Annotated in this window: 14 protein-coding genes and 1 pseudogene; 6 read left to right on the top strand and 9 right to left on the bottom strand. The window is 63.3% G+C overall.

What is annotated here, in order from left to right:
* Both PHS32_RS13980 and PHS32_RS13975 read right to left on the bottom strand, forming a co-directional pair.
* A pseudogene (locus PHS32_RS13980) lies at window positions 1-282 on the bottom strand (acetyl-coenzyme A synthetase N-terminal domain-containing protein); the annotation flags it as partial.
* A 100-nt stretch (window positions 283-382) separates the two neighbouring features.
* A complete protein-coding gene (locus PHS32_RS13975) occupies window positions 383-985 on the bottom strand; it encodes an isochorismatase family protein (protein WP_301079622.1) in 603 nt (200 codons plus the stop codon).
* A gap of 105 nt (window positions 986-1,090) precedes the next feature.
* On the opposite strand from PHS32_RS13975, the gene PHS32_RS13970 reads away from it, so the two are divergent.
* The gene (locus PHS32_RS13970; protein WP_301079621.1) at window positions 1,091-1,657 is read left to right on the top strand and encodes a C40 family peptidase; all 567 of its coding nucleotides are present in this window, start codon (window positions 1,091-1,093) and stop codon (window positions 1,655-1,657) included.
* 338 nt (window positions 1,658-1,995) lie between these two features.
* Here the strand turns inward: PHS32_RS13970 and PHS32_RS13965 are convergent, their stop codons facing one another.
* Together PHS32_RS13965 and PHS32_RS13960 are read right to left on the bottom strand one after the other, a co-directional pair.
* Window positions 1,996-2,649, bottom strand: a complete 654-nt coding sequence (locus PHS32_RS13965) for a Fic family protein (RefSeq protein WP_301079620.1) — start codon at window positions 2,647-2,649, stop codon at window positions 1,996-1,998.
* 4 nt (window positions 2,650-2,653) lie between these two features.
* Window positions 2,654-2,821 (bottom strand): hypothetical protein, encoded by a 168-nt coding sequence (locus PHS32_RS13960; RefSeq protein ID WP_301079619.1) that lies wholly within the window; start codon window positions 2,819-2,821, stop codon window positions 2,654-2,656.
* 53 nt (window positions 2,822-2,874) lie between these two features.
* Here PHS32_RS13960 and PHS32_RS13955 point away from each other — a divergent pair, with 53 nt between their 5' ends.
* Window positions 2,875-3,861, top strand: a complete 987-nt coding sequence (locus tag PHS32_RS13955; protein WP_301079618.1) for a hypothetical protein — start codon at window positions 2,875-2,877, stop codon at window positions 3,859-3,861.
* Window positions 3,862-3,881: 20 nt separating this feature from the next.
* Complete coding sequence (locus PHS32_RS13950; protein WP_301079617.1) at window positions 3,882-4,736, top strand: SMP-30/gluconolactonase/LRE family protein; 855 nt, start codon at window positions 3,882-3,884, stop codon at window positions 4,734-4,736.
* Window position 4,737: 1 nt separating this feature from the next.
* Here the strand turns inward: PHS32_RS13950 and PHS32_RS13945 are convergent, their stop codons facing one another.
* Complete coding sequence (locus tag PHS32_RS13945) at window positions 4,738-5,508, bottom strand: indolepyruvate oxidoreductase subunit beta (protein ID WP_301079616.1); 771 nt, start codon at window positions 5,506-5,508, stop codon at window positions 4,738-4,740.
* On the bottom strand, window positions 5,505-7,139 hold the full coding sequence (locus tag PHS32_RS13940; protein ID WP_301079615.1) for a thiamine pyrophosphate-dependent enzyme: 1,635 nt from the start codon (window positions 7,137-7,139) through the stop codon (window positions 5,505-5,507). The genes PHS32_RS13945 and PHS32_RS13940 overlap by 4 nt, the downstream gene beginning before the upstream one ends.
* A 117-nt stretch (window positions 7,140-7,256) precedes the next feature.
* Here PHS32_RS13940 and PHS32_RS13935 point away from each other — a divergent pair, with 117 nt between their 5' ends.
* The gene (locus PHS32_RS13935) at window positions 7,257-9,989 is read left to right on the top strand and encodes a pitrilysin family protein (RefSeq protein WP_301079614.1); all 2,733 of its coding nucleotides are present in this window, start codon (window positions 7,257-7,259) and stop codon (window positions 9,987-9,989) included.
* 138 nt (window positions 9,990-10,127) lie between these two features.
* Window positions 10,128-11,288 (top strand): ATP-binding protein, encoded by a 1,161-nt coding sequence (locus PHS32_RS13930; RefSeq protein WP_301079613.1) that lies wholly within the window; start codon window positions 10,128-10,130, stop codon window positions 11,286-11,288.
* Between the two features lie 91 nt (window positions 11,289-11,379).
* Here the strand turns inward: PHS32_RS13930 and PHS32_RS13925 are convergent, their stop codons facing one another.
* From PHS32_RS13925 to PHS32_RS13915, 3 genes are all read right to left on the bottom strand, one after another.
* Window positions 11,380-11,775: a type II toxin-antitoxin system VapC family toxin gene (locus tag PHS32_RS13925; protein ID WP_366143484.1), complete on the bottom strand. Its 396-nt coding sequence runs from the start codon at window positions 11,773-11,775 to the stop codon at window positions 11,380-11,382.
* Between the two features lie 35 nt (window positions 11,776-11,810).
* Window positions 11,811-12,083 carry a type II toxin-antitoxin system VapB family antitoxin gene (gene vapB, locus PHS32_RS13920; protein ID WP_301079611.1) on the bottom strand — a complete coding sequence of 91 codons (273 nt, stop codon included), beginning with the start codon at window positions 12,081-12,083 and terminating at the stop codon, window positions 11,811-11,813.
* Between the two features lie 170 nt (window positions 12,084-12,253).
* On the bottom strand, window positions 12,254-12,904 hold the full coding sequence (locus tag PHS32_RS13915) for a TetR family transcriptional regulator (RefSeq protein WP_301079610.1): 651 nt from the start codon (window positions 12,902-12,904) through the stop codon (window positions 12,254-12,256).
* Between the two features lie 151 nt (window positions 12,905-13,055).
* Here PHS32_RS13915 and PHS32_RS13910 point away from each other — a divergent pair, with 151 nt between their 5' ends.
* The gene (locus tag PHS32_RS13910; RefSeq protein WP_301079609.1) at window positions 13,056-14,342 is read left to right on the top strand and encodes an efflux RND transporter periplasmic adaptor subunit; all 1,287 of its coding nucleotides are present in this window, start codon (window positions 13,056-13,058) and stop codon (window positions 14,340-14,342) included.
* Window positions 14,343-14,353: the final 11 nt, after the last annotated feature.

Below are 14,353 nucleotides of genomic sequence, written 5' to 3'. Positions count from 1 at the left end.
CACCTCGGCATGCAGCTCGCGGAAGGAATAAACCCGCTCCTGATCGGTCTCGGTGGAAACAAATATCAGCGCCGCCTGATCCGCTCGGTCCTTCAGATGCCGGTCGATCGCGTTTTAACATAGATTGGTGACGCGGCCGGCAAACCACTGGGCAAACGGCGGATTGCTGTAGTCGCAAATCTGCTGCGGCGGGGTTTTCCAGTCGACCAGTTGGGCCTGCTCGGCCCAGAAAGCGTCACGCTCAGTGAGGGAGCGGCGATGGAAATCGGCATAGCTTGTCATTGTTTGTCTCCTGGCGGGTCATGAAACTGAATTTATAATTATGGCCAGGCAGCTTGCAACAGACTGACTCGCCCAGCGCCCACTCCGCAGGCGGTAAAAACTACTTGATCAGCGCCTGCACCGCCTTGAACGCCGGATGCTCGGCCGTGCGAAGCCACTCGAAGGCCACCATCTCGGTCGTCACCAGCTCGACACCTACACCCGCCAGACGGTCAAAGGCAGCGTCCCGGTTGCGCTCGGTGCGCGAACTGCAGGCGTCGGTCACAACCCAGACTTCGAACTCGTCTTCCAGCAAGTCCAGCGCCGTCTGTAGCAAACAGACATGGGCTTCGCAGCCGGCAACCACTACCGTGTTGCGCTCGGCGGCGTTGCCCTGCGGTTTTTGCAAATGCTTGGGCAGGCTGCGGGCATTGCCGGCCGCCGCTTTGACCGGTGGACGCAGCCATTCGCCCAGGCCCTCCTCGACAGCGCTGAACTGCATCTTGCTCAAAGTCTGCGCGCACAGCGCCTTGACCTCGGCCACGTTCTCGCCCAGCCGGGACGGGTTTTGCTCGGTGCCCCACACCGGCACCTCCAGCAGGCGCGCCATTTGGCCCAGACGCACCGCGTTGGCCAGCACCAGGGCGTTTTCAAAAATGACGGGCATCAGGCGGCTTTGGTAGTCCACCAGGACGAGTTGGGATTGGGCGGCGTCTAGCAACATGGCAAACTTTCTACAGGGAATGAGCGTTTTTTGGCAATCCCCTATTAAACCGCAGGCAACGCGGACCAGTCCATGGCGTTTGACCGCAGCCCTTATACTGCGGCCATGCAGAGACCGATCCGAATTTCCACCACCCTTGTTGCCCTTGTGCTCGCCGTCAGTGCGCACGCCAACCCGCCGGTGGCAGGAGATGACCTGGATAAATTGCTGGCCAACAAAGGCCTGTTGGCACAAATCGATCAGGTAAGACAATCGGTCGGCGAGAAAGCCTCCGACCTGGTCGTTACCGCCATGGGTTTTCTGGGCGTGCCGTATCGGCGCGGTGGCAATACGGTGGAAAGTGGTTTTGACTGCAGCGGTTTCGTCAAAGCCATGTTCGAGCAAACGGTGGGCCTGGTTCTGCCGCGCAAGGCAGCCCAGCAGGCCGCCGCCACGCAAAAAATCGAACGCGCCGACTTGCAGCCCGGTGATCTGGTGTTCTTCAACACCATGCGGCACGCATTCAGCCACGTCGGCATTTACATCGGCGAAGGCAAGTTCATCCACTCCCCCAAGCCGGGTGCCGAAGTGCGGGTGGAGAGCATGGCCGTCAGCTACTGGAACCGCCGCTTCGACGGTGCGCGCCGGGTGCCTGCCACCGCGCCTGAGACTGCCACCGCTCAGACCAACTGATCCGGGCCGCTGCCCAGGTCGCTGGCGCTCAGCCGGAACTGCATCGGGTAGGCCGGCTCAGCCAGTCGGTCATCTTGAGGAACAGCAGACAGTGAGCTGCTCAGTGGCTGCGCACGGCGGCCTCAATGGCTTGGCGCGGGTTCTGGCTGCGCTGGTTTTGCTGTAGTACCATTGCCCCATGACGCTCAAAGAATCCAACCCGTACCTGCGCAGCCGCACAGAAGCCAGCCGCAAGGCCGCGCTTCGGATTTCTGCGAAAACGTCATCCGCAGTGGAAGGCATTCGCGCCCCGTTTGCCGAAAGCACGGCGGCCAAGACCCCTGCCAGTCGGGAATCCTTCACCGCTTATTGGCAGCAGCGTGCTGCTTTGAGCGCGCGATAATTTTTTCAAACACCGACGACAGGGGCCTATAGTCCCGCCCCATCGCGGCATGAATGGCGCCAATATAGATGTGCCGCCCACGTCCCAGCATGGGGCCGAAGTCCAGCGGCGGCAGGCCCGCCTGCAACGCCATCAACAGGGACAGTAAGCGCGCCAAACGACCGTTGCCCTCGCGAAAGGGGTGAACCAGGATCAGCTCTGCATGCACCTCTGCCAAGGCAAGCGCCAGCGCAGCGTCATCCGCAGGCCGGCACGGCGTGCGCCGTCGAAGGGCTCCGCGCTCAAGCTCCGTCATCAGACCCTGGATGAGGCGCGCATGTGCAAACTGAAAGCCACCCTTGCCGATATCGACAGAACGGTACTCGCCTGCCCAGAGGTAGATGGGACCGAGCCACAAGGCGTGCAGATCGCAAAGGTCCTGCGCCGTAAACCGGTGGTCAGCGTCATATCGGTCCAAAGCCAGGTCCTGCGCGATTTCCAGCGCCTGCGACTCCGCCAGATTCATGTCGCGCACACGAACAATGCCCAGCAGATTGCGCAGCACGCGACCGCGTGAGCCGGGTTCAAACTCTGCCTCGGCACCGGTTGCCTGATAGCGATTTCTCACCATGCCGTTACGCCTCCGTCTCTAGCGCCTGCAATTCGCGCAGCGCCACGCCACGCTCGGCGTGGATGTCGGCGTGTGCCATATCGCAAACGTGCCAACCGGCCTGGGTCAGCAAGGCGTCAATGCTGACTCTGGCTTTTTGCTCTGGCGTCATGCCGTCTCCTTTGTCAGTCATTCTAGAGCTTGCGCGACTCCAACAGGAGCCGGGCCAGCACCATAATCATGCTCATGAACCTGACCCGTCGCACCTGCATCAGCGCCTTGCTGGCTACCGCCCTGCCCGGTCTGCGTGCGCAGACCCCAACCAACGGCATCGCGGTGGTCGACGAGACCTGGCTGGACGCCGCGCGCCAGCGTGAGCTGTCGGTCAAAGTGCGCTGGCCTGATGCGGCAGCACGCAGCGGGCCGCTGCCGGTGGTGCTGTTTTCGCACGGGCTGGGCGGCACGCGCAAGGGTGGCGCGGTGTGGGGCGAGGCCTGGGCAGTGGCGGGTTTTGTGGTGCTGCATCTGCAACATCCGGGCAGCGATCTGGCGGCCGTCAGGGCCGTGACCAACACCTTCATCGACAAGCCGGCGCTGAGCCGGGCAGCCAGTCCGGCGCAACTGCTGGCGCGCTTGCTTGACGTGACGTTTGCGCTGGACGAAATCGGGCGGCGCCACGCGGCCCGCCAAGGACGCTGGGGCACGGTGCGGACTACGCAGATCGGCATGAGTGGCCATTCGTTTGGCGCCCACACCACGCTGGGCATGGCCGGGCAACGCTACGCCGGCTTTGAGGGCATCGACGAGCCGCGGCTGGCCTCTTTCATTGCGTTTTCGCCGTCCCTGCCGGCAGCGGGTGATGCGAGACAAGCCTTTGACCGGATGACGCGACCCATGCTGTGCCTGACCGGCACGCTGGATACGGATGTGGCCGGCAACAACGCGACGCCCGAGCGGCGCATGGCCGTCTTTGACGCCTTGCCGGCCGGCGACAAGGCGCAACTGGTCTTGCAGCATGCCGACCACATGACCTTCGCCGGGCAGACCGGCCGCGCAGTGGAAATCGTGCCGCGCCAACAGGTCACGCGCGATTTACAGGCGGCCCACCACGCACTGGTGGCCAGCATCAGCAGCGACTGGTGGCGCGCCACATTGTTGGGCGATGCCGCGGCACGCGGCCGGCTGGCGGCACCACAGGGCTTGCGCCAAGGGGACATCTGGCGACAGAAGTAGCGCTTAAGCTCCCACCCAGCATGCAAACCGACCTCCCGCTCACGCTCTTTCTGGACCAGCTGGCATTCCCGGAGTCGCCGCGCTGGCATGACGGCGCCCTGTGGTTCTCGGATTTCCACACGCGGCGCGTGCAGCGGGCAGCCATGGCGGGGCGCTGCGAGACGGTGGTCACGGTGCCGGGTCAACCTTCCGGCCTGGGCTGGCTGCCCGACGGCACGTTGCTGATCGTTTCGATGACGGAGCGGCGTCTGCTGCGGCTCGACGGCGACGTCTTGACCGAACTGGCCGACCTGTCGGCGCTGGCGCCGTTTCATTGCAACGACATGGTGGTGGACGCCAAAGGCCGTGCCTACGTCGGCAACTTCGGCTTCGACTTCATGGCCCGGCAGACGCCGCGCCCCACCGGCCTGATATTGGTGTTGCCCGATGGCCAAGCCCGCGTGGTGGCGGACGATCTGTATTTCCCCAATGGTGCGGTGATCACGCCGGATGGGCGCACCTTGATCCTCGGCGAGAGTTACGCCGAGCGCCTGACCGCATTCGACATTGCCGAAGACGGTTCCCTGAGCGGCCGGCGTGTCTGGGCAACTTTAGACAAAGCCGCGCCGGATGGCATTTGCCTGGATGCCGAGGGCGCCATCTGGCTGGCCTCACCCACCAGCCGCGAGGTGCTGCGCGTGCGCGAGGGCGGCGAGGTCACGCACCGCATCGCCACACCCGGCCAGGCGGTGGCCTGCATGCTGGGCGGGCCGGACCGCCGCACCTTGTTTGTGTTGACCACCAAGGTCATGCTGCCCGCCGAACAATCGCTTCAATCGCGGCCCGGCGCCATCCACACCGTGGCGGTCACCGTGCCCGGTGTCGGCCGGCCCTGAATCAGGGGGCTGCCTCAACTGGTACGCTGACACCGGCCTCGAACAGCCGCAGCGCGGTCTGCGCGCCATCGGCCGCCAGCAGTCGCGCGCACCAGGCATCCACGCTGGCCTGCGACACCGGCTGCGGCTCGAAAACCAGGCGCGGCAACACGCGGGCTACCACCGTCGACGCCACACCGGCGGCAACCAGGGCCGCCGCGAAGCGGCTGGCCGCGTCACCGATGCGAAAAGCGTTGATGTTGGCCTTGACGATGCGCTCGCCCTTGCCGGCAAACAGTTCCTCGATCTGCTTCTCCAGCAGCGCCAAAGGCAGGGGCAGCTGCGACGCCGCCGCACCCAGCACTACCATGTTCTGCGCCTTCACGGTGCCGGCTTTCTGCGCCAGTTGCGTGGCATCCAGCGCCACCAGATGCGGTACCGAGAACAGCACTTTGTAGAGCGCTTCGTGCGGCGGGTAGACGTCAACGTTTTCCAGCGGCGTGACGTCCGTGACGATCCAGCCATCCGGGCGCAGCAAGCGTGTGTAGCGCAGCGCTTCCATCGGCTCCACCGTCAGCAGCAGGCTGGCGCCACCGTCGGCGATCAGGTCGCTGGCGACCGGCTGGTCCGAGATCCGCACATAGGCCGACACGGCGCCGCCGCGCTGCGCCATGCCGTGCACCTCGGACTGCTTCAGGTACAAGCCGGCTTCGTGGACCGCGTGGTCGATGACCCAGGCGATCGACAGCACGCCCTGGCCGCCGACGCCACAAAGCACCAGGTCGTAGTTCATTGTTCTTCCTCCTGGCAGCCGCGCTTGAAGGCCTTGATCTGCTTGGCGTAGGTGACGCAGGCGCGCCGGGCGATGATCACCGACAGGCCCTGGTAGGCCAGTTCCTCGCGGATGACCGCCAGGGTCTGGTCTTTTTTGTGCGTGGTCGGCTCGACGACGCGGATGTGCTGGCGCGGCACGCCCAGGCCGGCGACCAGGTCTACCACCTCCTCGTCGGTGGCCATGGTGGGTTGGCCACCGGTCATGGCGATGATGCTGTTGTCCAGGATGAAGACCTTGATGTTGGTGTTGTCGCGCGCCGCGTCCAGCAGCGGCGTCATGCCGGCGTGCGTGAAGGTACCGTCGCCGATCACGCACAGCGATGGCGTCATGCCGGCGTGCGCGGCGCCCATCGCCATGCCGATGGAAGCACCCATGCACAAGCAGGAGTGGATCGCGTGGTAGGGCTCCAGGTAGCCCAGCGTGTAGCAGCCGATGTCGCCCATCACGCGCACGCCGGGGCCTAGTTCGGCGACCACTTCGTTGATGGCGATGAAGGCGTCGGTGTGCGGGCACTTGTCGCACAGGCGCGGCGGCCGCCCCACCAACACCTCGGCCAGCCCCGCAATCTGCAGGGACGGGCTCAGCGGCAGGCCGAAGCAACGTTTGATGGCGTCGGGGTCCAGCTCGCCGATGCGCGGCAGGTCGCCGCTGAGCTTGCCGCGGATGGGGCGCTCGCGCATCAGCCCCAGGGCGCTGACGTAACGTTCGATGAAGGGGTAGCCCTCCTCCACGATCCAGAGTTCGCTGGAGGAGTCCAGCAACTGGCGTATCTTCTTCACCGGCAGCGGGTAGACACCGATGCGCAGCAGGTTGTAGCCGTCCAGCGCGCCGCCCATCGCCTCCTGCAAATAGTTCCAGGCCAGGCCGCTGACCAGGATGCCGGGCCGGCCATCGCCACGCAGCGTCAACGGGTTGGCCGGATGGGACTCCGAATATTCTTGCAGGGCGGCCTGCTTGTCGACCAGCTTGGCGTAGGCACGCCGCGCGTTGACCGGCAGCAGCGTGAAGCGGCTCGGGTCGTCCACGTAGCGCGCCTCGTTCTGCGCCCGCGGCGCCGCCAGCGTGACCCTGGCGCGGCTGTGCGCCAAACGGGTTACCAGCCGCAGCATCACCGGCACCTGCAACTTCTCGGACAAGTCAAAAGCCTCGCGCGTGAAGTCGTAGCACTGCTGCTGGTCGCCGGGCTCCAGGCAGGGCACCATGGCAAAGTCGGCAAAGTAGCGCGAATCCTGCTCGTTCTGCGAGCTGTGCATGGACGGGTCGTCCACCACCGCCAGCACCAGGCCGCCGTGCGCTCCGGACACTGCCACGTTCATGAACGGATCGGCCGCCACGTTCAGCCCGACGTGCTTCATCGAGACGATGGCGCGCCGACCGGCGTAGGAAACGCCTACGCCCTGCTCCAGTGCCACCTTCTCGTTGGTCGACCAGAGGCCACGCACCGGCAAGCCCAGCTCCTTGGCGTGGTCCTGGATGGTCTGCAAAATCTCGGTCGACGGCGTGCCGGGATAGGCGTAGGCGGCACTGATGCCAGCATCAATCGCACCACGCGCAACCGCCTCGTCGCCCAGCAAAATAACTTCGGACATGGTTACCCCAAAATCAGGGCGGACCGGAAATTGAACCGCCTCGCTTCAAGTATCGCATCCCGCGTGCTAGCATCGCGACCGCGCATCAACCAACAAAAAAAAGGGGAGTCGATTTTCATGCTGCATCCAACCTTGCGCCGCCTCGCCGGCGGCTTGCTGATTCTTGTCACGCTGTTTCTCGCGCCGCCGGTGCTGGCCGACATGGCCCCGTTGCCGCCCGGCGTACAGTACGTCACCGCCGTCGAAGGCATCTCCGAGTACCGCCTGGACAATGGCCTGCGCGTGCTTCTGTTCCCGGACGCCGCGAAGCCGACCCTGACTGTGAACATCACCTACCTGGTCGGCTCGCGTCACGAGAACTACGGCGAGACCGGCATGGCGCATCTGCTGGAACACCTGGTGTTCAAGGGCACGCCCAGCCACCCCAACATCCCCGACGAATTCAAGCAGCGCGGCGCCCGCTGGAACGGCACCACCTGGCTGGACCGCACCAACTACTTCGAGCTGGTGCCGGCCAGCGACGACAACCTGCGCTGGGCGATCGCGCTGGAGGCCGACAGCATGGTCAACTCGTTCATCGCGCGCAAAGACCTGGACAGCGAAATGACGGTGGTGCGCAACGAATTCGAAATGGGCGAGAACAGCCCGTTTCGGGTCATGCTCAAGCGCCTGCAGAGCATTGCCTACGACTGGCACGCCTACGGCCGCGACACCATAGGCAACCGCAGCGATATCGAGAACGTGAAGATCGAGAACCTGCAAGCCTTCTACCGCACCTACTACCAGCCGGACAACGCGGTGCTGCTGCTGGCCGGCAAGTTCGATAGCGACAAGGCGCTGGCTTATGTGGCCCAGTCGTTCGGCAAGATCCCGAAACCGAGCCGCGTGCTGCCGCCGTTCTGGACGGTGGAGCCGACCCAGGACGGCGAACGCAATTTCATGGTCCGACGCAAGGCGGACGAGCAACTGGTGATGGTGGCCTACAAGGTGCCAGCCGCCCTGCACCCGGATGCCACGGCCCTGGCAGTGGCCAGCCCGATCCTGGCCGGGACGCCAACCGGGCGGCTGCACAAGTCTTTGGTGGAGACCGGCAAGGCGGCCCAGGTTTTCGGCTTCCAGTTCAACCTGCACGCCCCTTCCCTGGCGCTGTTCGGCGCCGTGGTGAAGAAGGGCGAGCCGGTGGAACCGGTGCGCGATGCCATCATCCGAGAGGTCGAGGGTCTGGGCGGCACCCCACCCACGGCGCAGGAGCTGGAGCGCGTGAAACTGCAGGTGCAAAAGCAGTGGGAGCATGCCTTCAACAACCACGAGCAGATCGGGGTCATGCTGTCGGAATACATTGCCTTGGGCGACTGGCGCCTGTTCTTCGTCGGTCGGGAGCGTGTCGCCAAATTGAGCGCCGAAGCGATAGGCGCGGCCGCCAAAACCTATTTCCGCCGTGACAATCGCACGGTGGGCATCTTCCAGCCGGAAGACGCGCCCCAGCGCGCCGACATCCCGGCGGCACCTGCACTCTCCGAGGTGCTGAAGGAATTCAAGCCCAAGCAAGCCGCCGCGGCCGGCGAAGTTTTCGAGCCGACACCCATCAACATCCAGGCGCGCACCCGCTTCGCGCAGGCCGGCGGCCTGAAGGTGGCAATGCTACCCAAGAAGAATCGCGGCGAGACCGTCAGCGTGTCCATCCGCCTCAACTGGGGCGACGAGAAAACGCTGTTCGGCAAGAAGGCCATCGGCGACATGATGTCGGGCTTGATCGGCCGCGGCACCGACAAGATGAGCCGCGAGCAGCTCTCCGACGCCCGGGACAAGCTGAAAATGACCGGCGGCTTCTTCGACTTCCAGACCACCCGCGCCAATCTGGAAGGCGCCCTGCGCCTGGCGGCCCACGCCATGCGCGATGCCAACTTTCCCGAGTCCGAGTTCGAGCAACTGCGCAAGCAATTCATCACCGGCGCCGAATCGCAGAAGAACGAACCCAATGCGCGTGCCGGCGAGTTGCTGGGCAAACACTTCAACCGCTACCCCAAGGGCGACTGGCGCTATAGCAGCAGCATTGACGAAACCATCGCCGATGTCCAGGCCGTCAAGCTCGACGAGGTGCGCGCCCTGCATAAGGCGTTCTACGGCGCTTCCCACGGTCAGGTGGCCATCGTCGGCGACTTCGACGCCGACGCCACCCTGAAGGTGTTGCAGGCCGAACTCGAACCCTGGAAGAGCCAGCAACCGTACAACCCTATTCTCAGGTCTTATGCCGACGTTGCACCCGCCAAGCTGGTCGCGCCAACGCCGGACAAGGAGAACGCAATTTTTCTGGCCCGCGGCAACATCGACATCAAGGATGACGCGCCGGACTTCCCGGCCCTGCAGGTGGCCAATCACATCATCGGTGGCGGCCAGATCAGCTCGCGCCTGGGCGACCGGCTGCGGCAGAAGGACGGCTTGTCCTACAGCGTTGGCTCCTGGCTGACCGCCCACGCCCTGGACAACGCCGGCGACTGGGGTGTCTATGCTATCGCCGCGCCGCAGAATGTGGCCAAGGTGGAAGCCGGCATGCGCGAGGAAGTGGCCCGCGCACTGAAGGACGGCTTCACGGCCAAGGAAGTGGCCGACGCCGTCGAAGGCCTGCTCAAGCTGCGCCTGCAGAACCGCGCCCAGGACAACGGACTGACGCGCGGTTGGGCCGACCTGATGTTCCTGGACCGCAGCTACGGCAACTGGGTCAGCGCCAGCGATCGGGCCCTGAGCGCCGTCACAGCGGAGTCGGCCCTGGCCGCCGCGCGCAAACACCTCAACCCGGAAAAATTGAGCATCGCCGTGGGCGGCGACCCGGCCAAACTGCCCAAGCAGTAGCTGGCAAAACCCTCATCGCGGCCGTTCGCCTTGGCACGGCCGGACGCGGGCGTCGAAAGCGGTGCCGGCAGAACCCATGCATCATTTTCACAAAATGATTTACACTTTCGGAGTCGCAACTCGGATTTGTAAAAACAAGTGATCTCACGTCATGCTGCGCCCCGGCTGCTGCGGCTGTTGAAGGGCTTTCCCGTCGTCACGGTTACTGGACCGCGCCAGTCCGGCAAGACCACTTTGGTGCGCGCATTGCTTGCCGACAAACCCTATGTATCGCTGGAGGCACCGGCCCAGCGCGAGTTTGCACGCACCCAGCCGGCAGAGTTCCTGCTTCAGTTTCCCAACGGCGCGGTCATCGACGAAGCACAAAATGCACCCGAACTGTTCTCTCAGATGCAGGGAGTGGTGGATACGTCGGGCGTCATGGGACAGTTTGTCCTGACAGGCTCCCATAACCTGTCGCTGCTGGCCAGCGTGACACAGAGCCTGGCCGGTCGCACCGCGCTGGTTGAATTGCTGCCCTTATCGATTGCCGAACTGAGAGACGCCGGCTTGCTCGATGTTGACTACGCCAGCCAATTGGTCAAGGGTTTCTACCCGGCCCTGTACGCGCGCCCACTGGAAGCTTACGAGTGGTTGCAGGCTTATTTGGTGACCTACGCCGAACGCGATGCGCGCCAGCTGGCAGCGATTCAGGACCTCGGAGCCTTCCAGCGCTTCCTGAAGCTGACGGCCGCGCGCACCGGCCAACTGCTGAACATGCAGTCGCTCGCCAGCGACGCCGGCGTATCGGATAAAACCGCCAAGAACTGGCTGTCGATTCTGGAAACATGCTATCTGATTCACTACGTGCGTCCGCACTTTGCCAACTTTGGCAAGCGCTTGACCAAGAGCCCCAAGCTTTACATGACCGATGTGGGCCTGGCCGCGGCGCTCATTGGCATTCAGAACACTACCCAGATGCAAACCCACCCCTTGCGTGGCGCGCTGTTCGAAACCATGGTGGTGAATGAATTTCTGAAAAGCCGCTGCAACACCGGCCAGCATGATCCACTGTACTTCTGGCGTGACAACATCGGCACCGAAGTCGATTTGATTCTGGAACGCGGCACCGAGATTGCCGCGGTCGAGATCAAATCCGGCATTACCGTTGCGTCCGATGCTTTTGGCAAGCTCAAGAAATGGCAGGCCTACGCCAGCCAGCGCGGCAACTTTTCAGCCATCTACCCCGGTCTGGTGTACGGCGGCGAGACCCGCTTCACGCGCGAAGGCGTGGATGTGATGCCCTGGAGCAAACTGTGACACCTCGTCGTCACAACTGAGTCGGCCCTGGCCGCCCCGCCCAAATACCTCAACCCGGAAAAACTGAGCATCACCATTGGCAGCAGGCGCTTCAAACCCAGTTTTCCAGGCGCAGACCCGGGACTCTTGCAAATTCGCGCCGGTTGTTGGTCACCAGCGTGATGTCAAGCGCCAGCGCGTGGGCGGCGATCTGCTGGTCAAACGGACCAATGGGCGTGCCCTGCTGCTCCAGGTAAGCCCGCAACTCGCCGTACTTTTGCGCCGCACCCAGGTCGTAATCGAGGACAGCCAAAGGGGAAAGAAATTTCTCCAATGTTGTACGGTTGCGCACCGAACCGCTCTTGCACACGCCCCAGTACAACTCGCTGGCGGTGATGGCTGAAATGCCCAAGCCATCGACTTCGTGCGCCACAAAGCGTGCCAGCACGGCAGGCGGTCGGGCATTGATCACGTAAATGCAAATATTGGTGTCAAGCAAATAGCGGATGGGAAGGCTCGATGACGTGGCGCTCATGACGTGAATCAGCGCTTGACAGCGGAAAATAGCGCTTCACGATCATCCTGGCGCACGGGCTGCGAACGTTCCATGACGAACCCCGACTCAAACTCATCCAACGCATCCAGCAGATTCTGCATGGACGCCTTGGGCTGGCTGCTCAGCACCACGTCGGCACCCACGCGGCGCACATAGACCTCGGTTCCTTCAAAGCGAAATTCCTTGGGCAGGCGCACCGCTTGGCTGCGCCCATGAAAAAACAATTTGGCGCGTGCCGGTGAGTCGATGTTGGGTTTCATATCGGGCCTGAAGTGCAATTGGTAGATACCAAATATATACCAATTCAATTGCTTGCGCAAAGAAGCGAAGATACCGTGTGAAACACCTTCGCCGCCATCCGAGGAAGTTTCAGGCACGCATGTTCCGACACCAGCCAGGTGAAAGACACCGTGGCCACCGATGTATGGATCTACTGGGCCGGGGCTACCTGTTGCTCAGGCTCCGGTGCCAGCCCCAAACCCTCCAGATACGCGCCCAGCGCCATTTCAGCAACGCCGACCAGCTCAAAAGCCTCCGGCGCCAGCAACCAGCTATTGATAAGTCCCACCACCAGCGCGTGCAAACCCTGCGCCGCCATCGACGGCGACGCCCGCAAGGGCGCCCCACGGCGCGCAGCGGCCTCCCGCAGGCTACGCTCCATCTGAAATACCGCGTCAACATAGCATTGAAGATGGCGCGCCTTGACGGCCAGCAATTCATCGACGTACTCCACCTTGAGCGTGGCCACCTCAAAAACACGACGGATGCGTTCATCCGAGGCAATTTTTCGCATGGCATCCAGAATCGCACGCTGCAACTCATGCAGCGGGTCCAACGCGGGATCGTGCCCAATTTGGTGCAGGGAATCCTCCAAAGGCCAAGTGGTGCGCTCCATCATGGCGTTGAACAAATCCGCCTTGTTTTTGAAATGCCAGTAAATCGCGCCCCGGCTCACGCCAGCGGCTTCCGCAATGTCATGCAAGGAGGTGCGGGACACGCCTTTTTCGGCAAACACATGCTCTGCCGCATCCAGCAAGCGATTGCGGGTGGCGAGGGCTTCTTCCTTGGTACAGCGAGCCATGGCGAACCTCTTCCAAATAACGTTGTAAAAATGAAATGTAAGGCATAAGACACATACATCCATGATTGTATGTATACTATGAGAAAGCTGCTGGTTTTTTAGCACCCTGCGGCAAAAAAACCAAAATTCCCCTTCTTTCAGGAAGTACACCATGTCCTTACCACACGCCCGGCTTTCCATCGCCGCCCCCATCCCCCGCCGGTGGCCGTTGCGCGGCCACCTTGCCTTGACCTCTCTCAGTCTTGCGGCCCTGCTGGCGGGCTGCGGCCAAAGCAGTAACGCACCGGCAGGCCCTGCGGGCGGCATGCCGCCCGCCGAGGTGGGCGTGGTCACCGTCACCCCGGGCGACATGGGTTTGATCACCGAGCTACCCGGCCGACTGGAGGCATCGCGCGTGGCACAGGTGCGGGCACGGGCTGCCGGCATTCTGCAAAGACGGCTGTTTGTTGAGGGCAGCGACGTGAAAGCCGGTCAGGCTTTGTTCGAAATTGATGCCAGCCCCTACCAGGCCGCTTTGGCCAGTGCCCAGGGCAGCCTGGCCAAGGCCGAGGCCAACCTGACGCAGGCCAGTGCGCAAGCCGAGCGCTACAAACCCCTGGTCGAAGCCAAAGCCATCAGCCAGCAGGAGTATGTGAACGCGCAGGCGGCGCGCAAACAGGCCGAAGCCGACGTCGCTATCGGCAAAGCCGCTGTGCAGACGGCCCGCATCAGCCTGAACTACGCCGCCGTCACCGCCCCGATCTCGGGCACTATCGGCCGCTCACTGGTGACCGAAGGTGCGCTGGTGGGCCAGGGCGAAGCGACACCGCTCGCGGTAATCCAGCAAATCGACCCGATGTATGTGAACTTCACGCAGTCGGCCTCCGAAGTACTCAAGCTCAAGGCCGGTTTGACCAATGGCCAATACAAGCAGGCGGGCAAAGGTGCCGCCAGCATCACTGTCATCCTGGAAGACGGAAGTACTTACAAACACACAGGCCGCCTGCTGTTTACCGACTTGACGGTGGATGCCACCAGCGGTCAAGTGACCTTGCGCGCTGAAGTTCCCAACCCCGAGAAAGCACTCCTGCCGGGCCTGTACGTGCGCGTCAAGCTGGAACAGGCGCAAGTCAATGGCGCCATTTTGCTGCCGCAACAAGCCGTCACACGGGGAGCGCAGGGCGACACCGTCATGGTCGTCGGAGCCGACAACCAACTAACGCCGCGTCCAATCAAACTGGGTTCCGCCCAGGACAACAAATGGGTTGTACTCGAAGGTCTCAAGGCTGGCGAACAGGTGATGGTCGATGGCTTCCAGAAGCTGCCACGCGGCAAACCGGGGGACCCCATCATCGTCAAGCCCGTGCCATGGCAAGCGCAGGGCGGCAAGCCCACAAGCGCCGCCAGCACGGCTGCACCGGCAGCCCCGGCCAGCGCAGCATCCAGCGCTGCCCGCTAAGGAACCCGAGT

The organism is Rhodoferax sp. (assembly GCF_028714215.1).
In the GTDB taxonomy this organism is placed as follows: domain Bacteria; phylum Pseudomonadota; class Gammaproteobacteria; order Burkholderiales; family Burkholderiaceae_C; genus Rhodoferax.
The sequence above is the reverse complement of the archived record's forward strand: the minus strand, read 5'-3'. Positions and strand labels throughout refer to the sequence as shown.